The sequence below is a fragment of the Hoeflea prorocentri genome, assembly GCF_027944115.1.
GTDB lineage: Bacteria > Pseudomonadota > Alphaproteobacteria > Rhizobiales > Rhizobiaceae > Hoeflea_A > Hoeflea_A prorocentri.
On sequence record NZ_JAPJZI010000001.1, the window covers coordinates 3,388,481 to 3,414,424 of the forward strand.

Consider the following 25,944-nt stretch of genomic DNA (forward strand, 5'->3'; position numbering starts at 1 on the left):
AACAGGGCATGAGCGAACCGGCGAAATTTGTGACCGGCTCGACCATGCGCCACGTTATCGTCATGGCCGCCACGGGATCCATCGGCCTTGTCGCCGTGTTCCTGGTCGACGCGCTGAACCTTTTCTACATTTCGCTGCTTGGCCAGCAGGAACTGGCTGCGGCCATCGGCTATGCCGGCACGCTTATCTTCTTTTCCACCTCGATCAGCATCGGTCTTTCGATATCGGCGACCGCCATAACGTCCCGTGCAATCGGTGCCGGCGAGCGCGCCCGTGCACGGCAGCTTGCCGCCGCGTCAATCATCTACACCACATTGATCATGGGGCTGACGGCGGCCATCTGCTTTCCATATCTGGGCAGCCTGGTGCATTTCATGGGTGCGCGCGGCGACACCGCCCGCCTGACCGTCGAGTTCATGCAGATTGTTTTTCCGTCCCTGCCCTTGATCGGTATCGGCATGTCGATGGCCGGCTTGCTGCGTGCCGCGGGCGATGCCAAGCGCGCCATGTATGTTACGCTTGTCGCTGCAGCGGCCACCGTGGTGCTTGACCCGATCTTCATCTTCGCGCTTGACCTCGGTATCCACGGCGCAGCCATTTCCACGGTGCTTGCACGCTTCACGCTGATCATCGTCGGCTACCATGGCCTGAAAAAGGTCCACAACATGCTGGCTCTGCCCTCGCCTGACGTGTTGCGCAGTACGGTCAGGCCTTATCTTTATATCGCCATGCCGGCGATCCTGACCCAATTGGCCACGCCCGTCGGCAATGCCTACATGACCATCGTTATTGCCGGCTACGGCGACGACGCCGTGGCCGGATGGGCGGTCGTCGGACGCCTCATCCCGGTCGCTTTCGGTGCTCTTTTTGCACTGTCGGGCGCCGTCGGCCCGATATTGGGACAGAACTACGGCGCGCTGCGCTTTGACCGGCTCTACAGTACCATGCGCGACGCATTCCTCGTCATCATCATCTATTCAATCGGCGTCTGGGTCGTTCTGTTCTTCGCGGCCGATTTCATCGCCGCCCTTTTCGGTGTCGAGGGCGAGGCACGCGATCTGGTTCTTTTCTTCTGCGAGTTCGTCAGCCTGACCTTCCTTTTTGCCGGCATGTTGTTCGTCGCCAACGCCGCTTTCAACAATCTCGGTTACCCGATTATCTCGACCGTCTTCAACTGGGGGCGCTCAACGCTCGGCATTATTCCATTTGTCTGGATCGGTTCGCACTATTATGGCGCGACCGGGGCTCTTGCCGGTTACGGCCTGGGCGGCGTTTTCTTCGGTATCGCAGCGGCAATCGTTTGTCTGCGCATCATCCGCAATATCGCCGACCGGCCGCCAAGCGAGCCGCCGGGCGACGTCGGAATCCAGGTCCCGCCGACCGCCAATTCACCTTTCACGACCAGCAAGGGTGCAACGTAACGGGACTGCCGGAGGCGCGCCCGATCCCACCCTGAAATCAAATTTGTCTTGCCTTCGGCTTCGGAAAATGCTCATAGGTTCCGTAAGGCCGCGTGTGGATGATGAAGTCAGCGGCACAATATTCTAGACACTGGTCGTATCGATCGCTGCCCGGAATAGCCTGAGGGCAACCAAGACAAACGGCAGCTGATCTACGCAAGCTTCCAGAAAAGAAGGTGCAGTCGCCGCAGCACATATGCTGAAAATGAGCGATAGCTGAAGAAAGAACCACTTGAAACATTTTGAAGACCTCGGCTTGTCCGAGTCCGTCCTTCGGGCCGTCGCGGCAGAAGGCTATGACACTCCTACCCCAATTCAGGCCGAGACAATTCCCGTCCTGCTGGACGGCAATGACGTACTGGGAATCGCACAGACCGGGACCGGCAAAACCGCATCCTTTGTGCTGCCGCTGCTGAACCGTCTTGAGGGCGAGCGCGGCCGTTGCCCGAAGAAAACCTGCAATTCCCTGATCCTGGCGCCAACGCGCGAACTTGCAGCGCAAATAGCAGCCAATATCCGCACCTATTCCCGCTTCATGAAAGTGTCGGTTGCCGTTGTGGTCGGCGGCGTCAAGCCGGCACCTCAAATCAGGGCACTGAACGCCGGAGCGCAAATTGTCGTTGCCACACCGGGCCGGCTCCTTGACCATATGAAAGCGGGTTTTATCCGCCTCGACCAGACAAGCTCGGTGATTATCGACGAAGCCGATCAGATGCTGGACCTTGGCTTTATTCCCGCCATTCGCAAGATCGTCGGCGCGCTTCCGACCAAGCGCCAGACAGTATTGATGTCGGCAACCATGCCGCCGCCGGTGCGCCGCCTTGCCGAAGATTTCCTCACAGAGCCCACGGAGATCGCCGTGGCGGCCGTCGCCCGGCCGATCGAACGCATTCAGCAGAGCGTGCGCCACGTTGCCAAGGCCGCAAAACGCACGGTGCTTACGCAAATCCTGTCGGAAGCGGGTGTCGAGCGGTCCGTGGTTTTCACCCGTACCAAGCGCGGCGCCGACAGGGTCAACCAGCATCTTGAACGGTCCGGCCTGTCGACAGTCGTGATCCACGGCGACAAAAGCCAGGGGCAACGCAAAAGAGCACTCTCGGCTTTTCGTTCCGGTGAAGCCGCAATTATGGTAGCAACGGATATTGCAGCACGCGGCATCGACATTGACGACATCACGCATGTGGTCAATTTCGACCTGCCGAATGTGCCCGAGGCTTATGTGCATCGTATCGGCCGCACGGCACGCGCGGGACGCGACGGCGTTGCGATAACCCTGTGCGATCCGACTGAACGCGGGCTGCTGCGGGATATCGAACGTTTGATCGGAAGCCCCATAGAGCAAGGCGAAGGGAACGACACAGATCAGGATATTGCCGGTGAGGCAACTCGCCCCGAGCGCCGCTCGAACCGGCGGCCAAACAGAGGCTCCAACGGCGCAAAAGCGGGAAAACCCCGTAAGCCGAAGAAAAAAATGCGCCGGAGAGCCGACAAATCGAGGCCGCCGCAACAGGGCAAACCCGGCCCGGGCAGTTCCAGGCTACATTCGAGGCGCCGCACACGTAAATCAAATGCGCCGGCACAGGCCGCCTAATTTCGGCCCGGCGCATATCAGATCATGCCATACGGAAATCAGTGAAAGGAGATATCACTATGACAACAGGCACGGTAAAGTGGTTCAACGGAACCAAAGGCTACGGCTTCATTGCTCCCGATGACGGCGGCAACGATGTGTTCGTTCACATCAGCGCAGTTGAGCGCTCCGGCTTGAGCGGTCTCAATGAAGGCGACAAGGTCAGCTACGAGATTCAGGTAGACCAGGCTCGCGGCAAGTCGTCCGCGGTCAATCTGCAGGTTCAGTAAGACCTTTCGGGACGAATTCCGGCGGCAGGACACAGTCTGAGCGCCAGCGTTCCGTATCGGCCATTTCGGTTCCGGCGCACGACGCCCTTGGAACGCCAGCCCTTTTGGGGTTGGCGTTTTTTCGTGAAGCCCAACAACTACCCGTCCTGACGGTGAGGCGGGTCTGCCTCAAGACGCTTTTGATAACAGGCGGCCTGCGTATCGGCGTAGCCTAAGGCCTCGTAAAACTCCCTGACCGCGGAATTGTCGTGTCTGACAAGGATATTGACCTTCCATATGCCGCGCTCGCGCAACCAGCTCTCCGCCGCGGACATGATCAATTTACCCAGTCCATCGCCCTGCCGAGACGGGTCGACGGCCACGTAATAGACCCAACCGCGGTGTCCGTCCTCTCCGACCATCGCAGTACCTGTGACGAGTGCCTCTTCGACAAGAACCAGAAGTGTCGATGAATCGCCTTTTCTGCAAAAACTGATGTCCTGGAGTGGATCGTTCCAGGGCCGTGTCACTCCGGCGCGCGCCCACAGATCGATGATCTGTTCCACATCCGCGTCAACGACATCCCTGATCTTCATGGGGGTTATCCCGCCTTCTCTGCGGGACTGTCGACGGCCCCGCGCCGCAAGCTCACACGTCAGCGCCCTTCACGTGATAGGTGAAGACTGCATCAATGGCGTGTTTCAGCTCGTCGCGCACGCCGGAAGACACATCCAGGACTTCATCGGCCTTGAAGAAATCGAGTACGCGGAACCGGTTCACATCGGGCCGCAGGAATATATCAGGCCGACCGGTTTTCAGCTTCATGTTGATAATGGACTGCATCATGAGCTGGCTCGCCCCGAACATGAGATCCATGGTTGTTGGCTGGTCGCCATCGTCGCCGCTTGGCCCGCCGACAACATCAATGCCGATGACAATATCCGCAAGCCCTGTCAGATGATCGAAGGGAACCGGATTGAAGATACCGCCGTCGATCATATAGCGGCCATCGCAAAGAACCGGACGGAACAGTGCCGGAATGGCCGCCGATGCGGCAACGGCATTGATGAGATCGCCAGTTGCCCGAACGGCCTCCTCCTGGGCATAGAAATCGGTGACAATGATCTTTGTCGGGATTTCAAGGTCTTCAAACGTGGTCGGGAAACTTTCGGGAAGAAATGCCGCAAGGATCCGCTCGATATTGAACTGGCCGACCCTCAGACCGCCGGACATCACGTCACCCACGCTGTAGGGCCGGGCTTTCCATATCCGGCTGACAACTTCGGAGCGCCGGCCCATCGTCTTTAAGGCGTGCTCGCGAATCTCCCGGCCGCTCATGCCTGCCGCCATGGCCGAGCCCATGATCGCGCCGATCGACGCACCGGCGATCGCGACGGGCCGGATACCCAATTCATCAAGCACTTCTATAATGTGTATATGGGCGTATCCGCGGGCTCCGCCACCGCCGAACGCCACAGCGACCGTGGGATCGCCCGACGATTTGTCACTTATCCGATTGCCGCTATCCAACAGCACGTCGTTGTGCATCACAAATCCTGTCTGCCGCCAAACCATGAACTCGCCGTTCCCGGCCGCGCTTCCTTCAATGTGACGATAGTTGGCGCGAACTTCAAGGGCCTGCTGAAAGAGCGGTTAAAGCCGGATTTATCAAACCTGGTAGCGGTAAAAGCGCATTTGCGTATCGCCAAAGGCGCGCGTATCGATATGTGTGAAAGCAGGACCCGGCGCCGGCTCTGCCGCGGCCCTTTCTTCAAGCACGACAAGCGCGCCTTGTGCAATCCAGCCACCAGCGGCTGCGCTGGCAAGCGCCAGCTCCCCAAGACCGCGACCATAGGGCGGGTCGGCGAACACCAGATCAAAGGGAGTAAAACTTCCGACCGTACCCAGCTTTGTTGCATCGCGACGGAAAACCTTCGTGCAGCCCTGAACTGAAAGGGTCTCGATATTGGCGCGCAACAACCCCCGGCCCTGGCTCGACTGCTCGACGAAAAGCGCAAAGGCACCGCCACGCGAAAGTGCTTCAAGTCCGAGTGCACCGGTGCCGGCAAACAGATCAAGGATACGGCTGCCCTCGAGGGCATCCTGAAAGCCGTGTTCCAGTATGTTGAACAGGGCTTCGCGGGTGCGGTCCGTTGTGGGTCTTATCGACTGGGAGCGCGGCGTTGAGAGCGCACGACCCTTGAACCTACCGCCGACGATCCGCATGACCAGCCTTGCCTGCCTGCCCTTTTCGCTGCGGTTTGCCGCGAGCCTTCTTCTGATCGCCGGAGCGTGCGCCGGTTTTTTTCGGCTTGCTGTCGGAACCTGATTTTCCGCCCTTGCCGGCAACCGGGCGGGCACCGGGGGCCATCCAGACATTGGACGCCCTGGAGCGGGCTTCGGGGCGCTTGCTGCGGGGCTTGTCCCCATCTGATTTGCGCGTGTCGAGGCGCTCAAGCGCCCGGTCGCGCTTCTCGGTGCGGTCAAGCTTGCGCGGTGGCGGCCCGTCCGACTTTGTGTCTTTCCTAGGCTTTGAAGCGGCCTGCTTCTTTTTGCCGTCGCCGGTCGATCCGTCATCATAAAGCGGCGCTTCAAAATTTGCGCCCGCCCGTTCGATCAGCTTTGGTCCGAGCTGATCACGCAGGGTTCGGCTCCTGACCTCCTGAACCCCACCTTCCTTGAGACTTGCCAGTTGGAAAGGACCGTAGGAAATGCGGATCAACCTGTTAACCTCCAGGCCAAGCGCACCGAGCACATTCTTGATTTCGCGGTTCTTGCCTTCGCGCAAGCCCATCGTAATCCAGACATTCGAGCCCTGCGTGCGGTCGAGCGTTGCGTCGATGGCGCCATAGAGAACGCCGTCGACGGCCATTCCCTCCTGAAGCCGGTCAAGCGCGGCCTGATCGATTGTACCGTGCGCCCGCACGCGGTACCGGCGCAGCCAGCCGGTCGTCGGCAGTTCCAACTCACGCGCCAGACCGCCATCATTGGTCAGAAGCAACAGGCCTTCGGTGTTGATATCCAGCCGTCCGATGGAAACGATATGCTGCTGCTCCAACGGCAGGTTTTCAAAAACGGTGGGTCTGCCCTCAGGGTCCTTGTGCGTCGTCACCAGACCGACGGGTTTGTGGTAAAGCCAAAGACGCGTCCGCTCGATGCCGCGGATCGGCTCACCGTCGACCTCAACACGGTCGTCCGGCGTTACGTTCACGGCCGGCGAGGTCAGCGGCTTTCCGTTCAGGCTCACACGACCGCCTGTAATCATCCGTTCGGCCTCGCGCCGTGACGCAATACCGGCGCGCGCCAGAAGCTTGGCGATCCGTTCGGGCTTTTGCTCCGATTCACCGGAGCTTTCAGCCACAGGAGCTTTTGCTCTTTCACGCTCTGCGCCAGCGGCCGGCTTGCGCGTTCCGGCTTGCTTGCGGCGGGGCTTGCCACCCGTGTTCATTTGGTGTTTGCCTTTCTCTGGCTTGCTGCCGGCGCTTCGAAGCGGAAGCTCATGGCCACGCCAGCCATAACAGGTTGCACAGCCGGGGTTAACAGAAAAGAGGGCCCGCCGACCAGATGAATGACCGCCCGATGGATATAGCGCTTGAAGAGGCACGCTCTGCGGCCGCGCGCAGCGAAGTGCCGGTCGGGGCGGTCGTGGTCAGCAATGGCGTCATCCTCTCGCGGGCGGGAAACCGTACGCGTGAGCGCAACGATGTGACGGCCCATGCAGAAATCGATGCCATCCGCATGGCCTGCTCCGCCCTCGGTCAGGAGCGGCTTGTTGATTGCGATCTTTATGTCACGCTTGAGCCCTGCACCATGTGTGCTGCGGCCATTTCCTTCGCCCGTATCCGCCGGCTCTATTTCGGCGCCGAGGACATCAAGGGCGGCGGCGTGGTCAACGGCGTCAGGTTTTTCGATCAGTCGACCTGCCATCACATACCCGAGGTTTATTCCGGAATTGCGGAGAAAGAGGCATCCGAACTGCTTGTCGGATTTTTCAGGGAAAAGCGGCTCTGAATGAAAATCGCCCGGTCATGGCCGGGCGATCAGGTACAATGCTCTTTTCAAGCAATCAGAACGGCCAGAGCTTTCCGACGGACCAGCCCTTTTCCTTTTGCGCGGCCTTCTTGCGGCGGCGCTCCTTTTTGAATTCGGGTTCGCCAAGATCGTCGGTCGGGGCGGTTTCCGACGGCACACGATAGGCGGTCGGCGGATCGCTCAGGAACCTGCGTCCCTCGTAATTGCCTTTCTGAAGCGCCTTTGCCTGACGGAACTGCTCACGCTGCTGCGGAGAGACCGTGTCACCACCATTGGCAAGCGGCGAACGATAGTTGCCGCGCGCATTTGCCTCAGCCTCATCACGCAGGCGCTGACGGGTTTCCTCCGGCGATTCGGGCCATTGCGGGTTGTCTTTGGACGCAAGACTTGCTTGCGGCTGCGGCAGGGTCGCACCTTCCGGCGGTTTGACGATTGCAGGGCGCGGCGCATAGGCCACCTCGCTCTGCTTTTTCGGCGGCACAATCGACACAAGGTTCGAAAGGTCGTCGATCAACTGCGCATTGGCGGTCTTGTGTGTGCCATAGGTCGGGCTGCTCACACAGCCTGAAAGGATAACCGATGCGGCAAGCGCGCCGATCACGGCGCATCCTGTGCGATACCCATCTGCTCTCGTCATGCGGTAAGTCCCGTTAATGCCGGATTTGCCATGCATGCCAAATCGGGCCATTTCTTGACCGTCCTTTTAAACCAATTGGTCCGATTCAGCAATTCACCCTGTGTCACAAACGGCCCAATTGCTTCAACTCGTGCAGCGCCTCGGCATCCCGGGCCGACACATCAGGAAATTCGGAGTCGGATCCGACATCGTCGGTCATGCGCCAGGACCGGGCACATTTACGGCCCGTTGCAAGCGCAGGAACAACGCTGACACCGGCAACATCATCAAGCCGGAAGGCATTCTGCGGGCCTTCCGATTTCGAGATTGAAATACCCGATGTGATGCAGATTTCGGCAAAATCCTGCCCGTCGAGCGCGACCCGGAGGTCCTGATCCATGATATGCACGACCGGCGCCGCTTCCAGCGACGAGCCGATGCGTTTTTCGCGGCGTTCGATTTCCAGCGCTCCGGTGACAACACGTCGCACCGTTCTGATCTTTTTCCACTTGGCGCTCAGCACATCGTCGCGCCAGCTCTCGGTGACTTCCGGGAACTGCTCCAGATGAATTGACCTTGCCTGCGGATGACGCTGCAGCCAGGCTTCCTCCATGGTGAAGGGCAGCATGGGCGCCAGCCAGCAGGACAGGCAGTCGAAAATCGTGCGGACAACCTGCAGGGCCGCCTTGCGGCGCACGCTGGACGGCGCGTCGCAATAAAGTGCGTCCTTGCGAATGTCGAAATAGAACGCCGACAGCTCCACATTGGAGAAATCGATCAGAGCCCGCGTGATGCGCTTGAAATCGAAATCGTCATATCCCTTGCGCACCAGATCGTCGAGTTCAACGAGGCGATGCAGCATCAGCCGTTCGAGTTCGGGCATGGCCTCGTAGTCGACCGTCTCACCTTCGTCATGTGAAAGCGAACCGAGCATCCAGCGAATGGTGTTCCTAAGCTTGCGGTAGGCATCGATATTGGTCTGGATATTGGCCTTGCCGAGACGCTGATCCTCCCAATAGTCTGTGGTCATGGCCCAAAGCCGCAGGATATCAGCGCCAGACTGGGCCATGACATCCTGAGGCGTGACGGTGTTGCCCTTGGACTTAGACATTTTCTCACCCTTTTCATCCATGGTGAAACCATGGGTGATAACGGTGTCATAGGGCGCCCTGCCCCGTGTGGCACAGCTTTCCAGCAGGGAGGAGTGGAACCAGCCGCGATGCTGGTCTGATCCTTCCAGATAGACATCGGCCGGCCATTTCAGATCGTCCCGGTCTTCGAGGGTAAAGGTGTGCGTGCTGCCCGAGTCGAACCAGACATCAAGAATATCGCGAACCTGTTGCCAGCGATCCTGGTCGTTGCGCCCTTCCAGGAAGCGCTCCTTTGCCCCTTCTGCGAACCAAGCATCTGCACCCTCTTTCTCGAAGGCGTCGACGATGCGTGCGTTCACCGTCTCGTCACGCAGGATCTCGCCATCCGCATCGGCAAAGACAGCAATCGGCACGCCCCAGGCGCGCTGGCGCGACAGAACCCAGTCCGGGCGGGTTTCGATCATGGTCCGCAGCCTGGTCTGACCGGCGGCCGGAACAAACCGAGTGGCATCGATGGCTGCCAGCGCCCGGCTGCGCAGCGTCGTGCCGTCGTCGAACGGCTTGTCCATGTGGACAAACCACTGCGGCGTATTGCGGAAGATGATCGGCTTCTTGGAGCGCCAGGAATGCGGATAGGTGTGCTTGAGGCGGCCACGCGTGAAGAGACGATCGGCCTCTATCAAAGCCGCGATCACCCTTTTATTGGCGTCGCCCTTCTTGCCCTTGTCATCAAGGACCCGCGCAGCGCCGTCGGCGCTCGCCGGTCCGAAACCCGGCGCGTGATCGGTGAAATAGCCGTCATCGCCGACCGTAAACGGGATCGACGTATCGATGCCGCGGGCTTCAAGGTCTCGCGCGCTGTCCATCCAGGCATCAAAGTCCTCGCGACCGTGACCGGGCGCCGTGTGCACAAACCCCGTACCGGCATCGTCGGTGACATGGTCACCATCAATAAGCGGAACATCAAACTCATAGCCCATCGCCACAAGAGGATGGCCGCAATGCATGGCCTCGAAATCCTGCGCGGAGACATCGGAAAGGCGCTTCATCTCCACCTTGGCCTTGTCAGCGGACTCCTGCGCCAGACTGTCGGCGAAGATCACTTTTTCGCCGGCCTGCGGGCCGAAATCATTTTCAGCGGCCGTCACTTCGTAAAGGCCGTAGGAAATGCGGGACGAGTATGAGATTGCACGGTTGCCGGGGATCGTCCAAGGGGTCGTCGTCCAAATGACGACGGACGCGCCGATCAGCGCGTCAGGGCCGGCAAGAACCGGGAACTTCACCCAGATCGTATCGCTTTCGTAGTCGTGGTATTCGACCTCGGCTTCTGCCAGTGCCGTACGCTCGACGACAGACCACATGACCGGTTTGGACCCACGGTAGAGCTGGCCGAGGGCGGCGATTTTCATCAGCTCGCCGGCAATGCGTGCTTCGGCATGGAAATTCATCGTCGTATAGGGCTTGTCGAAATCACCCTCGATGCCGAGGCGCTTGAACTCCTCCGTCTGCACATCGATCCAGTGGGCGGCGAATTCACGGCATTCCCGACGGAACTCGTTGACCGGAACCTCGTCCTTGTTCTTGCCCTTGGAGCGGTACTGCTCCTCAATCTTCCATTCGATCGGGAGACCGTGGCAGTCCCATCCCGGCACGTAATTGCTGTCATATCCGCGCATCTGGAAGGAGCGGGTGATGACATCCTTCAGGATCTTGTTGAGTGCGTGGCCGATGTGGATATTGCCGTTGGCATAGGGCGGCCCGTCATGCAGGACGAATTTCGGCCGGCCACGGCTTTCCTCGCGCATCAGCTTGTAGAGGTCCATGTCCTGCCATCTGGCAACGATCTCCGGCTCTTTCTTGGGAAGGCCGGCGCGCATCGGAAATTCCGTGTTCGGCAGATTCAGCGTCTTGGAATAGTCTGTCTTTTCGGTCGTCTCGGTCATCGTTCAATCATGCTTTGTTGTGTCGTCAAACCCCGAAGAGCGGGCTGGAACGGACGTCATTTCACTTCATCTGGGAGTACCGCGCTAGAGGCGGCAAGCAACAGCCCCGGACTTCCCACAGGCCGCCAGTGGCGGCAGTCAGGAAGCCGGGCCAATAATTCGTATTGCAGTTCCGAAACCGAATTTGGCCAGCATAGTGGCTTGCTTCTATCAATGCCGGCAGCGGGAATAAAGGTTTTTCTCAGTAGACGGTGTGATCGAGTTTTTCAAAGATGACACGGCGCATGATGCGCGTGGTCAAGCCGGGCATCAGCATTCCGGCAATCCTGCCGATTGTTGCGGGCATGCCGGGATAGAGCAGACTGCGGCGGCGTTTCGCACCGCTCAAGATCAACTGCGCCATGGCGGCCGGGTCCATTCGCTTTTGCGCGTCCGCTCCGGGCGGCGCATGACGCTCCGCATGCACGGTGCGCAACGGACCGGGAAAAACGGCCATCACATGGATGCCCTTCTTCTTCAGATTGCCCGCTATGCTGCACGCATAAACAGCCAGCGCATCCTTGGAGGCGGCATAGACCGTACCGCCCGGATAGCCAGTTGCGTGAGACAGCGAAGAAATGAAAACAAGCTGCCCGCGGCCTGTGAGGCAGTCGTTTTTCAGCAGGAACGCTGTCATCACCATCGGGGTCTCGAGGTTGACAGTCAAAAGCCGCCCATAGGCATCAGCCGGTATCTCCTCAAATTTGCCGGTGGCGCTGATGCCTGCATTGTGCACCACAAGATCGAAAGGACCTTCCGCAACGATGCGCGGCAGCAAGCCGTCGACCGCGGCACGGTCTGACAGGTCGCAGGTGAGCGGCACGAGACCTTCCGCCTGATCCATGGTTTCCCGGTCAATCGCAACGACCTGCGCACCGCGGGCAAGCAGTGCTTGCGTAAGAGCCAGCCCAAGCCCGGCTGCCGCGCCTGTCACCAGTGCTTTCATGCCACTCTCCCCGTCAGCAAGCGGCGCAACCTTGCCGCCAGCATGATCGTGGCGCTTGGCTTTTCCGTCTCCATCAAGCGGACAATCTCGTCGGCCATCGCCTCGGCGGAGAAGAATAGACGCTCAAGCCGGCCGGGACTGTAGCCCGCCTTCTCGTGCATGGAAGTGCGGGTGGGGCCGGGATGGATGATCTGCACCGCAATACGGTCCTGCCACTCGGAACGCAGCGAGCGCGCAAGCCCTGAAAGGCCGGCCTTCGATGCCGCGTAGGACGGCATGTTGGGCGAACCGCGATGGGCAACGGAGCCGATGAGGACGAGTTTGCCATCGCCGGCCTCAAGGAACGGCGCGAGGCGGTGGATCAGCAGAACCGGCGCCATCAGATTGACATCCAGCGTATTGCGGATCGTCTCACCATCCTCATCGAACACGGACGCATAAATGCCGGTTCCGGCATTCAGAACCAGCCGGGTCACGGCTTTAACGCCCGCTTCCTCAAGCGCGGCTGCTATCGTATCGGCTGCCTTGGCAGGTTGCGACAGGTCGGATCGGATATAGGAGGCATCCGGCGGCAGGTCGGCGCGGCATTCCTCAGCCGCCTTTCGCCCGGTAACAAAAAGGCGGAAATCAGACTGCATCCGATGGGCGAGCGCCTGACCGATTCCTCCCGTTGCTCCGGTGATGATAGCTGTCGGCCGTGCATCCATCAAAGGTCAACCGAAAGCAAGCATGCGGTCCATCGGCCCCAGCGGCCTGACATCCCCCAGCACAGCCCCGGCGGCTTCGCTGTCACGCCGCATCTGTTTGGTCAGCAGATCGAGGCCATCGAATTTTTCCTCGTCGCGAAGATGGGCAAAGAAGCTGACGGCACAGTTCTCGTTGTAGAGATCACCCTCGAAATTGAACAGGAATGTCTCCAGCAGCGGCACGCCGTTCTCATCGACCGTGGGCCGGTAGCCGAAACTTGCAACGCCGTCATGGATCGCGCCGTCGGCCCGGGTGAAGCGGACCGCATAAATACCGGTGCACAGTTCTGCTTCCTGCGGCAGAGCCATATTGGCGGTTGGAAAACCGAGCGTGCGTCCAAGTTGCTTGCCCTTCACGACCGGCGCTTCGACGGTGTAGCGGTAGCCAAGCAGCCCGTTTGCCTGAGAAACATCACCGGCCGCCAGACAGGCGCGAATGCGGCTTGACGAGACAAGCTCGGTGTTTTCATCGGCAAAGGGCTCAACAACCGTGACGTCAAATCCGAAACGGGTCCCGGCATCGGTGAGAAATTCGGGGCTCCCCTGCCTCGCCTTCCCAAAGTGGAAATTGAAGCCCGTCACAACATGGCAGATGCCCAGCGCGCCAACCAGTACGTCGCCGACGAAACTGTCGGCACTCATCTGCGCAATCTCATGTGTAAAGGGCAGTTCAACGACGCAGGCGAAGCCCATAATGCCGGCAAGCCGGGCCTTGAGCGGTGCCGGCGTCAGCCGAAAAACCGGTGCATCCGGTTTGAAGAGGGTCCGCGGATGCGGCTCGAAGGTCAGCATCACGGCCGGGACCGATCGCCTTTGCGCTTCATCAAGCGCCACCTGAAGCACCGCCTGATGTCCGCGATGCAATCCATCGAAATTTCCGATTGCAACGACGCAGCCACGCAGATCTTCGGGAAAATCGTCAAGCGACTCGATACGCCTTATCGGATCCATAACGCCACCATCGTTATCTCAACCGCTGCATCCAGCGAACCGGCCGCGCATCATGCTGAAGCAGGAAATCCTGCAGCTTTTGCTCATCGACAACAGCGTTTTGCGTATAGTCACGCGTGTGGATTCCATCGGAAATGTAAAGCAGATCGAGCCCGAAATCCTGCGCACCCTTTACGTCTGTCGGCATGCCGTCACCGATCGCAAGAACACGGCCCTTGTCCACTCCGACGCGAATGTCGTCCACAGCCGCCATCGCCGCCTCGTAGATCGGCCTGTGCGGCTTGCCGGATACGAGCGTGCGCCCGCCCATCTCTTCGTAAAGCGCGGCGATTGAACCGGCGCAGGGAATCAGGCGGGACCCGCGTTCGACAATCAGATCCGGATTGGCGCAGATAAACGGCAAGTCCCTGCGCTTGAAATCGGCCAGGATCGACCGGTACTCGTCCGGCGTCTCGTTTTCATCGTCATAAAGGCCCGTGCACACCACTGCGCCCGCTTCGTCAAGGCCGGTTACTTCGACGCCAAGCCCGTCCAGCAGCGCAAAATCGCGGTCCGGTCCGATGAAGTAAATCCTGTCCGATGCAGCTTCGATAAGCGCCCGCGTGACATCGCCGGAGGTCACGACCCTGTCGAATGCCTCCGGATCCACACCAATGTGGTCAAGCTGTTCAATCACACCCTGGTGGCGGCGCGGTGAGTTGGTAATAAGTACAACGACACCACCCTGCCGGCGAAAGGCGGCCAGCGCCTCGCCCGCAAAGGGCCGTGTTTCGACGCCATTGTGCAAGACGCCCCACACGTCACACAGGATGGCGTCATAGTTGGCGTTGAGTTCGGCTAGGCGGTCTAGTCTGTCCGGCATGTATTTCCAGAGGTCAGGCTTGATGTTGTGCGCAGACATTGACCATCGGCGGCAAGAAAACAAGCCCCATTGCGCTGGAATGGCGGAACTTGCATTCGTGCCGTGCGCTTCCTATCTCTGCATCGCAAGGCAAGCCTGCGGCGCCCAGCTCCTCATAGAGGTGTCGCTCCCGGTCGAATTTTAGGCAAAATTCCTTGACTCCTCACAGCGCGGTACTTATGTCCTGCCTCGATTAGCACTCGATAGTGGCGAGTGCTAGCATGGTTGACCGGACATACCGTCCGGTCCTGTCATTTGATCGAGGGTATAGACAATGGCAAAATTGAAGTTCCGTCCCCTGCACGACCGCGTTGTTGTGCGCCGCGTGGAGTCTGAAGAAAAGACAGCCGGCGGTATCATCATTCCCGACACGGCGAAGGAAAAGCCGTCCGAAGGCGAGGTTGTCGCCGTCGGTTCCGGTGCCCGTGACGACAGCGGCGCCGTTGTCGCCATGGACGTCAAAGCCGGCGACCGCATCCTTTTCGGCAAGTGGTCCGGCACCGAAGTCAAGCTCGACGGCGAAGACCTTCTGATCATGAAGGAATCCGACATTATGGGCGTTATCGGCTAACCGATTACTTCCAAACCCCATCACAGTATTGAATTCGGGCGTTCCGCCCAGAAGTGAGGAAATATGTCCGCAAAAGAAGTCAAATTCAGCCGCGACGCACGTGAGAAGATGCTCCGTGGTGTTGACGTGCTAGCCGATGCCGTGAAGGTGACGCTCGGCCCGAAAGGCCGTAACGTTGTTATCGACAAGTCTTTCGGCGCACCGCGCATCACCAAGGACGGCGTCACGGTCGCCAAGGAAATCGAACTGGAAGACAAGTTCGAGAACATGGGCGCACAGATGGTCCGCGAAGTTGCTTCGAAGACCAATGACGAAGCCGGCGACGGCACCACGACTGCCACGGTTCTGGCTCAGGCTATCGTTCGCGAAGGCGCCAAGGCCGTTGCTGCCGGCATGAACCCGATGGACCTGAAGCGCGGTATCGATCTCGCCGTCGCCGACGTTGTTGCAAATCTCGTCAAGAAGGCAAAGCCGATCAAGACTTCTGAAGAAGTTGCACAGGTCGGCACCATCTCTGCAAACGGCGAAGCCGCAATCGGCGAAGACATTGCCGTTGCGATGCAGAAAGTCGGAAACGAAGGCGTCATCACCGTTGAAGAAGCCAAAACCGCAGAATCCGAACTGGAAGTCGTTGAAGGCATGCAGTTCGACCGTGGTTACCTGTCGCCCTACTTCGTCACCAATCCTGAAAAGATGATTGCTGACCTGGAAGACTGCTACATCCTGCTGCACGAAAAGAAGCTTTCGAACCTGCAGGCCATGCTTCCGGTTCTGGAATCGATCGTTCAGTCCTCCAAGCCCCTGCTCATCATTGCTGAAGACGTGGAAGGCGAAGCGCTTGCTACGCTCGTCGTCAACAAGCTGCGCGGCGGCCTGAAGATTGCTGCTGTCAAGGCTCCGGGCTTCGGCGACCGCCGCAAGGCCATGCTTGAAGACATTGCCATCCTGACCGGTGGACAGGTCATCTCCGAAGACGTCGGCATCAAGCTCGAGAATGTTACCCTCGACATGCTCGGCACTGCGAAGCGCGTTTCCATCTCCAAGGAAAACACGACGATCGTCGACGGCGCAGGCAAGAAAGGCGAGATCCAGGGCCGCGTTGCTCAGATCAAAGCCCAGATCGAAGAAACCACTTCCGACTACGACCGCGAGAAGCTGCAGGAACGCCTTGCCAAGCTCGCCGGCGGTGTCGCTGTCATCCGCGTTGGTGGTGCGACCGAAGTCGAAGTGAAGGAAAAGAAAGACCGCGTTGACGACGCACTGAACGCAACACGCGCTGCCGTTCAGGAAGGCATCGTTCCAGGCGGCGGCGTGGCCCTGCTGCGCGCATCCGCAAATCTTTCGGTCAAGGGTGAGAACGAAGATCAGGAAGCCGGCATTAGCATTGTTCGCCGCGCTCTCCAGGCTCCGGCACGCCAGATCGTCTCCAATGCCGGTGACGAAGCATCTGTCGTGGCAGGCAAGATCCTCGAAGGCAAGAAAGACACCCACGGCTACAACGCCCAGACCGGCGAATATGGCGACATGATCGCCATGGGTATCGTCGATCCGGTCAAGGTTGTCCGCACGGCCCTGCAGGACGCTGCCTCGGTCGCAGGCCTGCTCGTCACCACCGAAGCCATGGTTGCCGAAGTGCCGCAAAAAGAAGCGGCTGCACCGGCTATGCCTGGCGGCGGAATGGGTGACATGGGTGGAATGGGCTTCTAAGACCCACTCCAAGATATGTAACGAGAAGGCGGCCTTTCGGGGCCGCCTTTTTGTTTGTCTGAAGCTTCCGGATCAGGGACGCGCGGGAATCTTCAACCCCTTCTGGCTTGCCGGACGCTCAAGGCACCGTTCCAGCCAGGCGGTCACATTGGTGAACCCGTCCAGGCCGACGACATCGCCGGCCTCGTAAAAATCCCGGACTGTGCGCACCCAGGGGAAGGTCGCGATGTCGGCAATGGTGTAGTCGTCACCCATGATCCACTGACGCCCGGCAAGTCGCGTCTCGAGAACACCCAGCAAACGCTTCGTCTCATTCTGATAGCGCTCCGTCGGATAGGGATCCGTCACCTTGTCGGCGGCAAATTTGTAGAAATGTCCGAACTGCCCGAACATCGGGCCGACGCTTGCCATCTGAAAAAACAGCCATTGGATACATTCCAGACGCCCCACGGGGTCGGACGGAATCAGCTTGCCGGTCTTCTCGGCAAGATAGAGCAGGATCGCGCCTGATTCGAAGATACCGATCGGCTCGCCATCCGGGCCGTCCGGATCGATGAGCGCGGGGATCTTTCCATTCGGGCTCAGCGACAGAAATTCCGTCGTTTTCTGATCGTCCTGTCCGATATGTGCAAGATGCGCCTCGTAGGGCAGCCCAAGCTCCTCAAGGGCGATCGATATCTTGACGCCGTTGGGCGTTGCGAATGAATAAAGCTGGATCTTCCTATCGTCAGTGGGTTTCCAACGCTGCGTGATCGGAAACGAATTCAATGCGGTCATTCTGAAAAGTTCCTTCCTCAAGAGGCCTGCCCGGTTTCGGGCTGACCTCAAGATAGGTCTTGTCAGGGAAAATTATAGAGCCGGGTACCAACACAAACCGTTCTTAAAAAGTGAACAATCTGTCATGTATTGTTCATCTATTCCCGCTGTCACGGAACCATATAGTTCCAGCCAACAGAAACCGGAGAACATCATGTCTCATTCAACAACAGTCCTTATCGGACGCATCCTGTTGGCCCTCATCTTCATCATGGCCGGGCTCGGCAAAATCGGTGACCCGGCGAACAACGCCGCCTACTTCGAAAGCCTCGGCTTGCCTATGGCAGCCGTGATGGTTTGGCTGGTTGTTGCCTTTGAGGTGTTGGCTGGCATCGCCATACTGATCGGCTTCATGACACGGCCTGCCGCCTACCTGTTGGCACTGTTCTGTATCGCTTCGGCACTGCTTGCGCATTTCGATTTCGGCGATCAGATACAGATGATCATGTTCCTCAAGAACCTTGCGATCGCCGGCGGCTTTCTCGTTCTCGCCGCCAACGGTCCAGGCAGCATATCGCTGGATGCAAAGCGCGCCGGCTAAGCCATTGGTGGCATACAATAAAAAAGGCCGCCTCCAACCAATGGACGCGGCCTTTTCATCGATATGCGCAGATCGTTAGTTGCGGAAGATCGTCGCCAGAACGTCAACGCCGCGTTCGCGGTAATATTTCGAGGCATTGCGGCCGTTCGGACCGATGACAATCACCTTGGTGCCGACCCCGGCACGCTTGTAAAGGTGTTTCACATCACTGTTCATCATGCGGATGCAGCCCGATGACATGTTCTGGCCGATGGTCCAGGGCTGGTTTGTGCCATGGATGCGGTAGATCGTGTCGCGACCACCGCGATGCAGATACAATGCGCGGGCGCCAAGCGGATTATTGATCCCGCCTTTTACGAAACTCGGAATGATCCGGCCTTTTTTGCGCTCACGCGCAATCATACGTGCAGGCGGACGCCAGTCCGGCCATTCGGCCTTGCGCCCGACCTTGACCGTGCCGGCCCAGCCAAAACCCTCGCGTCCAACGCCGACACCATAGCGGGTCGCGCGGCCATTGCCCTCAACGTAGTAGAGGAAACGGCGGCTGGTATCGATGATGATCGTACCGGGCCGTTCATTGGTATCGATCCTGACCTTCTTGCGAAGGAATTTTTGTGGCGGGCGCTTGGTCGACGCCTTGATCACATCGGTTGCGATATCCTGCCGTGCAAGGACCTCGTCCCGCATGAACGCATGTGCGGTGCCTGTCATAGCCACTGAAACCATGGCCAACGTGACAACGAGCAACGGTGCGACGAGTACTCTCATTGTCATTCTCCCCTCTTTATCTCTGAATCAAGCCTACCATTGATACGCCGGCTTTCAAGAATAACCGGTTAAAATAATGATTTTGTGATGATTCAGAGACAGTAGAATAAGCTGCCTCATCTCAGAAACAGCAATGGGCCGGAATTTTACTTCCGGCCCCTTGTTATTCGCAAGGTTAAATAACGATAACCTTCGAGCCGTTCCCGACCCGCTCGTAAAGATCAACCACGTCCTCATTGCGCATCCTGATGCAGCCTGAAGAGACGGCCCCTCCGATCGTCCAGGGCTGGTTGGTGCCGTGGATACGATAAAGGGTCGAGCCGAGATAAAGCGCACGGGCACCAAGCGGGTTGGCGGGCCCGCCGGCCACGAAAGACGGCAGGATACGGCCTTTCTTTTTCTCGCGCGCGATCATCTGGGCGGGCGGACGCCAATCCGGCCATTCGGCCTTGCGCGTCACGCGGTGCGTTCCGGCCCACTCAAAACCCGGCTTGCCGACGCCGACGCCATAGCGGCGGGCCTTGCCGTCGGCCATGACGAGGTAAAGAAAACGGTTTGGCGTGTCGATGATGATCGTACCCGGCTTCTGACTGGTCTCATATGCGACAACCGTCGGAAGATAGATCGGGTTCATCGCCGGGGCCTTGGCCCTTTGCGAACTGTTCCTGGTGGCCGTGCGGGCGTTGCCGCGATGCCTCGAATAGTTAGACTGGACATGCGCCCGGTTGCGTTTGCTGACCACGGCGCCGGCGCCATGCGGTGAGCCCGGTTGGCGCAACTGGTTCAGCCAGGGCGCGTTGAGATCGGGGCTGAGAACGACCGGCGGGCGCTGGCCGTAGCGGTCATTGGCCGCAGAAACCGCGGTCAGTGCGCCGAGACAAAACGCGGCGGCGATTAGGATTCTGGTTTTCATCGGACGGACTCACTACCTTTCGTCACACGGGTTCGTTCCGCGCAGCCGGTTGGGGCAGCGCGGTGGAATAGATTGCTCCGGGACGGACAGTGGCGTCGTAAAAAGACTCAAAGGTGAATCAAAACGGATAAAATGCGATTCGCATTGGAAAGCTCCCGGCAAGGTTATCGGCGGGTTGATAAAGCCGGTTAATGGCGCCTTAAAGGTTTCAAACGGGCGTTAACGGCAGCATTTTGGAGGGCATATCGTGTCGGACAACGGATTGATCAAGGGCGAAGACGGCAAGCTTCGCTGCTTCTGGCACGACAACAAAGCCGACTATCTTCACTATCACGATCACGAGTGGGGCCGCCCGGTAAAGGACGATATCCGGCTGTTTGAAAAGATTTGCCTGGAAGGTTTCCAGTCGGGACTCTCCTGGCTGACGATCCTGCGCAAGCGCGAAAATTTCCGTGCTGCCTTTGCCGGCTTCGATTTCGAGAAAGTCGCGGCCTTCGACGAGGACGATGTGGAACGGCTGGTCAAGGATGCCGGCATTATTCGCCACCGGGGCAAAATCACATCGACCATCAACAATGCGGCGCGGGCGCTGGAGATGCGCGACGAGTTCGGTTCCCTTGCGCGCTATTTCTGGTCGAAGGAGCCGGGCCCGGCGGACCGGCCGAAACGTCTCGACAAGACGACCTTGATGACGCTCGGCAAGACCGACATTTCGACGGCGATCTCAAAGGATCTGAAGAAGCGCGGCTGGTCCTTTGTCGGGCCGACAACGGTCTACGCCTTCATGCAGGCTATGGGGTTGGTCAATGATCATATAGAGGGCTGCCACGTGCGTGAGGAGGTCGAGGCCGAGCGCCGGGCGTTCGAACGTCCCTGACGCCTTTACCAAGCCCGGACAACCACCTTGCTGCGATGCAGCCGATGGGCTAGGAAGTGCGCGTTTTACATGGCCCGCACGGCCATCTTCCAAAGCATCGAGAAAGCCGGACCCTAAAATGGGCGAAAAGAAGAAAAAACAGCCGAAACTCAAGGCACGCCTTCCGCGCGGCTTTGTCGACCGCAGCCCGGCCGATATCCGTGCGACCGACGAGATGGTTGCGAGCATCCGCGATGTCTTCGAGCTTTACGGCTTCGATCCGGTCGAAACGCCCATGTTCGAATATACCGATGCGCTCGGAAAATTCCTGCCTGACAGCGACCGCCCGAACGAAGGCGTTTTCTCGCTGACCGATGATGACGACCAGTGGATGAGCCTGCGCTATGACCTGACTGCGCCGCTGGCGCGGCATGTTGCCGAGAATTTCAACGACATCCAGCTTCCTTACCGCACCTATCGCGCCGGCTGGGTGTTCCGCAACGAGAAGCCGGGACCGGGCCGGTTCCGCCAGTTCATGCAGTTCGACGCCGACACGGTCGGCGCGCCGGGCGTGCAGGCCGATGCGGAAATGTGCATGATGATGGCCGATACGATGGAAGCGCTCGGCATTGTGCGCGGCGACTATGTGATCCGCGTCAACAACCGCAAGGTGCTCGACGGCGTGATGGAAGCCATTGGCATTGGCGGCGCGGAGCATGCGGAGACGCGGCTGACGGTTCTGCGCGCCATCGACAAGCTGGACAAGTTCGGAACAGACGGCGTGCGGCTCTTGCTTGGCGAAGGCCGCAAGGATGAGAGCGGCGATTTTACCAAGGGCGCGGGCCTCGATGACGCCTCGGTCGAACGGGTGATCGGTTTTGTCTCAGCGGGTGGCGCAAACGGCGCGCAAACCATCGACAATCTGCGTGATGTCGTTGCGGTGGACAGCGCCAGCGGTTCAGGCGGTATTGGTGAACTCGAGCAGATCGCAAATCTCGTTGCTGCCGCCGGCTATGACGATGGGCGCGTCAAGATCGACCCGTCCGTGGTGCGCGGTCTCGAATATTACACTGGCCCTGTCTACGAGGCCGAGTTGCTTTTTGATGTTACCAACGAAAAGGGCCAGACGGTGCAGTTCGGCTCCGTCGGCGGCGGCGGACGTTATGACGGGCTGGTGTCGCGCTTCATGGGACAGCCGGTTCCGGCGACAGGGTTTTCCATCGGCGTATCTCGGCTGATGACGGCCCTGAAAAATCTTGGCAAGCTCGGCCGCGACGAGATCGCAGCGCCTGTCGTCGTGTGCGTGATGGATCGGGATGCGGAGAGCATGAGCCGCTATCAGCGCTTTGTCTCTGAACTGCGCAGCGCAGGTGTCCGGGCCGAGATGTTCCAGGGCAATCCGAAGAATTTCGGCAAGCAATTGCAGTATGCGGACCGGCGCGGCAGCCCGGTCGCCATCATCCAGGGCTCGCAGGAGCGCGATGAGGGTACGGTTCAGATCAAGGATCTGATCGAGGGCAAGCGGCTGTCCGGCGAGATCGAGGACAATGCCGCATGGCGGGCTTCCAGACCGGCACAGTACTCGGTCAAGGAAACGGACTTCGTCACGGAAGTCAAAAAGCTTCTTGCCGCCCAGGCCGAGGACCGCAAGGCGGGCTGACCATGCTGAAAAGTCCGCAGTTCAAAGAAGAAGTCCTGGCTCTTTTCGCCGAGCGTGGCGCCGAGGCCGTCGATATTCCGGTCATCCAGCCTGCGGACCCGTTTCTCGATATGGCGGGCGAGGATCTGCGGCGGCGTATCTTCCTGACGGAAAGCGAGACGGGCAAGAGCCTTTGCTTGCGGCCCGAATTCACCATTCCCGTCTGCCTGCGACATATCGAACTGCAGCCGGGCACGCCGCGCCGCTACGCCTATCACGGTCAGGTCTTCCGCCAGCGCCGCGACGGCGGCAACGAATTCTATCAGGCCGGGATCGAAGACCTCGGCAATATGGATATGGCGGCTGCGGACGCCGCAGCGGTCAAGGATGCCGCCGATACGCTGGCAGCGCTTTTGCCGGGTGCGCAGCTTATAACGACGCTGGGCGATCAAACCGTGTTCGAGGCCGTCGTGGAATCGCTGGGGCTTCCCGATGGGTGGCAGACGCGGCTTATCCGGGCTTTCGGCGACGCCGGTCAGCTTGACGCATTGCTCGGCAGTCTTTCAAAACCCTCGGCTCCCCTGCCCGGGCTTGATGGTGAGGTAGCGGCGCTGCTTTCTGCGGGCGATGAGGACGGTCTGGCAGCACTGCTTGATAAACGCATGCGGGCGAGCGGTTTGATGAGCAATGCGAGCCGTACGCCGGCGGAGATTGCAGCACGAGTATTTGAGAAGGCGCGGCTTTCGAGTGTCCATCTCGATGCCAAGGCGCTGGATGTTCTCAAAACCTTTCTGGCGCTCGATACGCCGCTCGCCGATGCACCGGACGCCCTTGCGGCCTTTGCACGTATCGCGGGGCTTGATATCGCAGCCGCGCTGACAGCATTTGACGACCGCGTTTCCGCGTTGAAAAAGAGCGGCTTCAGTCTTGACCAATCGCACTACCGCGCAGCGTTCGGCAGACCCCTCGATTATTATACCGGGCTCGTCTTCGAGCACAGCACCAATGGCGCCGTGCTCGCCGGTGGCGGCCGTTTCGACCGCCTGCTGACGCTGCTCGGCGCTCAAACAACAATTCCCGCCGTCGGCTTTTCCCTCTGGCTCGACCGTATCGAAGCCGCACAGGGAGGACGTTCGATATGAGTGTGACTTTGGCACTTCCTTCAAAGGGGCGCATAAAGGACGATGCAACCGGCGTATTTGAGCGCGCGGGCCTGGACATTGTTTCCGTCGGCAATGACCGATCCTATCGCGGTGTGCTGAAGGATATGCCAGAGGTCGAGGTCGCTTTTCTCTCAGCGTCCGAGATCGCGAGAGAGCTCGGCAACGGCACGGTCGATCTCGGCGTAACCGGCGAAGATCTGGTGCGGGAAGACCTGAGCGCGGTTGAAGAGACCGTGGAATTTTGCGCCCGGCTCGGCTTCGGCCACGCCGATGTGGTGGTCGCGGTGCCGGATGTGTGGATCGATGTCGACACGATGGCCGATCTCGGCGATGTCGCCTCGCATTTCCGCTCCGGACACGGGCGCAGGCTGCGCATTGCGACAAAATTCTGGCGGCTGACCCAGCAATTCTTCTCCAACCGCCACGGCATACAGGTCTACCGTATTGTCGAAAGCCTCGGCGCCACGGAAGGCGCGCCCGCCTCCGGCCAGGCCGATATTATTGTCGATATCACCTCGACCGGCTCGACCCTTCGCGCCAATAGCCTGAAAGTGCTGACGGATGGTGTGATCCTTAATTCCGAAGCCTGTCTTGTGCGGTCGCTGGCGGAGCGCAACGCATCGGACGAGGCGTTGATCAATACTGTCGTGGAGCGAGTCGCCTCCGCCGCTGGTTCCGGTACAGGTTAACCTTCGGCGAGTTCACGCGGCTTCGGTCCGCCATAGACCCAATCGAGCAGTTTAACCGTGTGGATGACGGGCATTTTTGTGCCCATGCCGATCTGCGTGATGCAGCCGACATTGCCGGTTGCAACGAGGTCGGCACCCGTCGCCTCAATATTGCCGACCTTACGGTCGCGCAGCTGGCCGGCGATTTCGGGTTGCATAATGTTGTAGGTGCCGGCCGAACCGCAGCACAGATGCCCTTCGGCCGGTTCGCGCAGCTCAAAGCCGGCAGCCCTCAAAAGATCCTTCGGCTGGCGGATGATCTTCTGGCCATGCTGCATGGAGCAGGCCGAATGATAGGCGACGATCAGACCCGGCTCGATCTCGGGCTCGGGCATTTCGCACTCGGCAAGGAACTCGGTGACGTCGCGGGCCAGTGCCGACACCTTTTCAGCCTTCTGCGCATAGTGCGGGTCCTCGCGCAGCATGTAACCGTAGTCCTTGATGGTCGTGCCGCAGCCGGAGGCCGTAATGATAATGGCATCAAGACCGCCATTGTCGATCTCCCGCATCCAGGCATCGACATTGACACGGGCGGCATCCAACGCCTCTTCCTCACGCCCCATGTGGTGCACCAGCGACCCGCAGCATCCCTCTCCTTTCGGTACAACGACCTCGATGCCGAGCCGGTTGAGCAGCCGCGCGGCCGCAGCATTGGTATCCGGTTCAAGAACCGACTGGGCGCATCCGGTCAAAATGGCGACCCGCCCTGCCCACTCCCCCTTTGGTGTATGGGCGCCCGCGCCAAGCAGTTGCGAACTTGGCGGAATCCTCTTCGGCGCCAGTTCAAGCATGGCGCCGACCGGCTTCAGACCGGGGATAGCTTTGAATAACGGCGCCAGCGGACGGGCAAGGCGGGCAAAGCTCAGCGATGCGCGAAAACGGGCCGGATAGGGCAGCACAAAGGCCAGTACCGCCCGATTGAGGCGGTTGAGCAACGGCCTTTTGTATGTCTTTTCAATATGGGCCCGTGCGTGGTCGACGAGATGCATGTAGTGGACACCCGAGGGGCAGGTTGTCATGCAGGCAAGGCAAGACAGGCATCGGTCGATATGTTTGACCACCTTTTCATCCGCCGGCCGGTCATTCTCCAGCATGTCCTTGATCAGGTAGATCCGGCCGCGCGGACTGTCGAGCTCGTTGCCGAGCGTCACATAGGTTGGGCAGGTCGCGGTACAGAAACCGCAATGGACGCATTTGCGCAGAATTTTTTCCGCTTCGGCCACACCGCTGTCGGTAAGCTGTTCGGCCGAGAAATTTGTCTGCATGCGAATGCGCCCCTTGTGATTGCGTTAGACCAGCCAGGTCTCGACGTTCTTGACCGGCTCACTGCGTGTGATCGCCTGCAACCCGATGACACAGCGGACGATGAACCAGACAGCTGCGGCGATCCCCAACAGAAATCCGATAAGAATGAAGGCCGTCAGGAAGCTGATGAAGGCATAGAGGATACCGATCCAGAACGTACGAATGGCGTAGGTGTAGTGGCTGTCGATCCACTCTTCCGAATTGCCTCGATTCATATAGGCCAACACTATGCCCACAATGGTCGTGACCGGAAGCATCAATCCGACCAAATAGAGGATGTAAATCAGCTGGGCGTTTTTCTGTCCGGGTCCGATCCAGCTCTCGGCTTCCGTCTGCAAATCATTGGGCTGCTGATCGCTCATAGTCGTCTCTC

25 protein-coding genes and 1 pseudogene are annotated in these 25,944 nt (G+C 59.4%); 11 read left to right on the top strand and 15 right to left on the bottom strand.

From position 1 onward, the window contains the following. Positions 1–8: 8 nt before the first annotated feature. The 3 genes from OQ273_RS15840 (at position 9) to OQ273_RS15850 (ending at position 3,320) form a co-directional block, all read left to right on the top strand. On the top strand, positions 9–1,421 hold the full coding sequence (locus OQ273_RS15840) for an MATE family efflux transporter (RefSeq protein WP_267991464.1): 1,413 nt from the start codon (positions 9–11) through the stop codon (positions 1,419–1,421). A 271-nt stretch (positions 1,422–1,692) separates the two neighbouring features. After that, positions 1,693–3,051, top strand: a complete 1,359-nt coding sequence (locus OQ273_RS15845) for a DEAD/DEAH box helicase (protein WP_267991465.1) — start codon at positions 1,693–1,695, stop codon at positions 3,049–3,051. Positions 3,052–3,110: 59 nt separating this feature from the next. Next, positions 3,111–3,320, top strand: a complete 210-nt coding sequence (locus tag OQ273_RS15850; RefSeq protein WP_267991466.1) for a cold-shock protein — start codon at positions 3,111–3,113, stop codon at positions 3,318–3,320. Between the two features lie 137 nt (positions 3,321–3,457). Here the strand turns inward: OQ273_RS15850 and OQ273_RS15855 are convergent, their stop codons facing one another. The 4 genes and pseudogenes from OQ273_RS15855 to OQ273_RS15870 all read right to left on the bottom strand — a co-directional run. Next, positions 3,458–3,895, bottom strand: coding sequence for a GNAT family acetyltransferase (locus OQ273_RS15855; RefSeq protein WP_267991467.1), 438 nt, complete (start codon positions 3,893–3,895; stop codon positions 3,458–3,460). A 52-nt stretch (positions 3,896–3,947) separates the two neighbouring features. Further along, complete coding sequence (locus OQ273_RS15860) at positions 3,948–4,847, bottom strand: patatin-like phospholipase family protein (RefSeq protein WP_267991468.1); 900 nt, start codon at positions 4,845–4,847, stop codon at positions 3,948–3,950. Between the two features lie 120 nt (positions 4,848–4,967). Further along, a complete protein-coding gene (gene rsmD, locus OQ273_RS15865) occupies positions 4,968–5,525 on the bottom strand; it encodes a 16S rRNA (guanine(966)-N(2))-methyltransferase RsmD (protein ID WP_267991469.1) in 558 nt (185 codons plus the stop codon). After that, positions 5,509–6,747, bottom strand: a pseudogene (locus OQ273_RS15870) (pseudouridine synthase); the annotation flags it as partial. The gene rsmD and the pseudogene OQ273_RS15870, both read right to left, overlap by 17 nt. Before the next feature lie 131 nt (positions 6,748–6,878). On the opposite strand from OQ273_RS15870, the gene OQ273_RS15875 reads away from it, so the two are divergent. Then, entirely contained in the window at positions 6,879–7,310 is a 432-nt protein-coding gene (locus OQ273_RS15875) for a nucleoside deaminase (RefSeq protein ID WP_425493384.1), read from the top strand. 55 nt (positions 7,311–7,365) lie between these two features. On the opposite strand, the gene OQ273_RS15880 is transcribed toward OQ273_RS15875, so the two are convergent. The 6 genes from OQ273_RS15880 to OQ273_RS15905 all read right to left on the bottom strand — a co-directional run bounded on the left by OQ273_RS15880 (position 7,366) and on the right by OQ273_RS15905 (position 14,525). Next, the gene (locus tag OQ273_RS15880; protein WP_267991471.1) at positions 7,366–7,968 is read right to left on the bottom strand and encodes a hypothetical protein; all 603 of its coding nucleotides are present in this window, start codon (positions 7,966–7,968) and stop codon (positions 7,366–7,368) included. Between the two features lie 103 nt (positions 7,969–8,071). Then, positions 8,072–10,981: an isoleucine--tRNA ligase gene (gene ileS / locus OQ273_RS15885; protein WP_267991472.1), complete on the bottom strand. Its 2,910-nt coding sequence runs from the start codon at positions 10,979–10,981 to the stop codon at positions 8,072–8,074. Positions 10,982–11,222: 241 nt separating this feature from the next. Then, a complete protein-coding gene (locus OQ273_RS15890) occupies positions 11,223–11,966 on the bottom strand; it encodes an SDR family NAD(P)-dependent oxidoreductase (protein WP_267991473.1) in 744 nt (247 codons plus the stop codon). After that, on the bottom strand, positions 11,963–12,673 hold the full coding sequence (locus OQ273_RS15895; RefSeq protein WP_267991474.1) for an SDR family NAD(P)-dependent oxidoreductase: 711 nt from the start codon (positions 12,671–12,673) through the stop codon (positions 11,963–11,965). The genes OQ273_RS15890 and OQ273_RS15895 overlap by 4 nt, the downstream gene beginning before the upstream one ends. Positions 12,674–12,679: 6 nt before the next feature. Further along, a complete protein-coding gene (locus OQ273_RS15900) occupies positions 12,680–13,663 on the bottom strand; it encodes a bifunctional riboflavin kinase/FAD synthetase (RefSeq protein ID WP_267991475.1) in 984 nt (327 codons plus the stop codon). A 13-nt stretch (positions 13,664–13,676) separates the two neighbouring features. Beyond that, the gene (locus tag OQ273_RS15905) at positions 13,677–14,525 is read right to left on the bottom strand and encodes a TIGR01459 family HAD-type hydrolase (RefSeq protein WP_267991476.1); all 849 of its coding nucleotides are present in this window, start codon (positions 14,523–14,525) and stop codon (positions 13,677–13,679) included. A 313-nt stretch (positions 14,526–14,838) separates the two neighbouring features. On the opposite strand from OQ273_RS15905, the gene groES reads away from it, so the two are divergent. Together groES and groL are read left to right on the top strand one after the other, a co-directional pair. Further along, positions 14,839–15,135, top strand: coding sequence for a co-chaperone GroES (groES, locus tag OQ273_RS15910; protein ID WP_267991477.1), 297 nt, complete (start codon positions 14,839–14,841; stop codon positions 15,133–15,135). Positions 15,136–15,198: 63 nt separating this feature from the next. Beyond that, on the top strand, positions 15,199–16,842 hold the full coding sequence (groL, locus tag OQ273_RS15915) for a chaperonin GroEL (protein WP_267991478.1): 1,644 nt from the start codon (positions 15,199–15,201) through the stop codon (positions 16,840–16,842). 72 nt (positions 16,843–16,914) lie between these two features. Here groL and OQ273_RS15920 read toward each other — a convergent pair whose 3' ends face one another. Beyond that, positions 16,915–17,619, bottom strand: a complete 705-nt coding sequence (locus OQ273_RS15920; RefSeq protein WP_267991479.1) for a glutathione binding-like protein — start codon at positions 17,617–17,619, stop codon at positions 16,915–16,917. 193 nt (positions 17,620–17,812) lie between these two features. On the opposite strand from OQ273_RS15920, the gene OQ273_RS15925 reads away from it, so the two are divergent. Continuing rightward, on the top strand, positions 17,813–18,199 hold the full coding sequence (locus OQ273_RS15925; RefSeq protein WP_267991480.1) for a DoxX family protein: 387 nt from the start codon (positions 17,813–17,815) through the stop codon (positions 18,197–18,199). Positions 18,200–18,274: 75 nt separating this feature from the next. Here OQ273_RS15925 and OQ273_RS15930 read toward each other — a convergent pair whose 3' ends face one another. Then, positions 18,275–18,967 (bottom strand): L,D-transpeptidase, encoded by a 693-nt coding sequence (locus OQ273_RS15930; RefSeq protein WP_425493385.1) that lies wholly within the window; start codon positions 18,965–18,967, stop codon positions 18,275–18,277. A gap of 175 nt (positions 18,968–19,142) precedes the next feature. Then, positions 19,143–19,880, bottom strand: a complete 738-nt coding sequence (locus OQ273_RS15935) for a L,D-transpeptidase (RefSeq protein ID WP_267991481.1) — start codon at positions 19,878–19,880, stop codon at positions 19,143–19,145. A 247-nt stretch (positions 19,881–20,127) separates the two neighbouring features. Between OQ273_RS15935 and OQ273_RS15940 the strand changes: the two genes are divergently transcribed. The 4 genes from OQ273_RS15940 to hisG all read left to right on the top strand — a co-directional run bounded on the left by OQ273_RS15940 (position 20,128) and on the right by hisG (position 24,227). Beyond that, positions 20,128–20,757 carry a DNA-3-methyladenine glycosylase I gene (locus OQ273_RS15940; protein ID WP_267991482.1) on the top strand — a complete coding sequence of 210 codons (630 nt, stop codon included), beginning with the start codon at positions 20,128–20,130 and terminating at the stop codon, positions 20,755–20,757. Between the two features lie 118 nt (positions 20,758–20,875). Continuing rightward, positions 20,876–22,396: a histidine--tRNA ligase gene (hisS, locus tag OQ273_RS15945; protein WP_267991483.1), complete on the top strand. Its 1,521-nt coding sequence runs from the start codon at positions 20,876–20,878 to the stop codon at positions 22,394–22,396. Then, positions 22,393–23,517, top strand: coding sequence for an ATP phosphoribosyltransferase regulatory subunit (locus OQ273_RS15950; protein WP_425493422.1), 1,125 nt, complete (start codon positions 22,393–22,395; stop codon positions 23,515–23,517). Before hisS ends, OQ273_RS15950 begins: the two co-directional genes overlap by 4 nt. Continuing rightward, the gene (gene hisG / locus OQ273_RS15955; protein WP_267991485.1) at positions 23,514–24,227 is read left to right on the top strand and encodes an ATP phosphoribosyltransferase; all 714 of its coding nucleotides are present in this window, start codon (positions 23,514–23,516) and stop codon (positions 24,225–24,227) included. Before OQ273_RS15950 ends, hisG begins: the two co-directional genes overlap by 4 nt. Here hisG and glcF read toward each other — a convergent pair. Further along, positions 24,224–25,531, bottom strand: coding sequence for a glycolate oxidase subunit GlcF (gene glcF / locus OQ273_RS15960; protein WP_267991486.1), 1,308 nt, complete (start codon positions 25,529–25,531; stop codon positions 24,224–24,226). The two genes, hisG and glcF, sit on opposite strands and share 4 nt — an antisense overlap. A gap of 24 nt (positions 25,532–25,555) precedes the next feature. Further along, on the bottom strand, positions 25,556–25,933 hold the full coding sequence (locus OQ273_RS15965) for a magnetosome magnetite crystal formation protein family (protein WP_267991487.1): 378 nt from the start codon (positions 25,931–25,933) through the stop codon (positions 25,556–25,558). Positions 25,934–25,944: the final 11 nt, after the last annotated feature.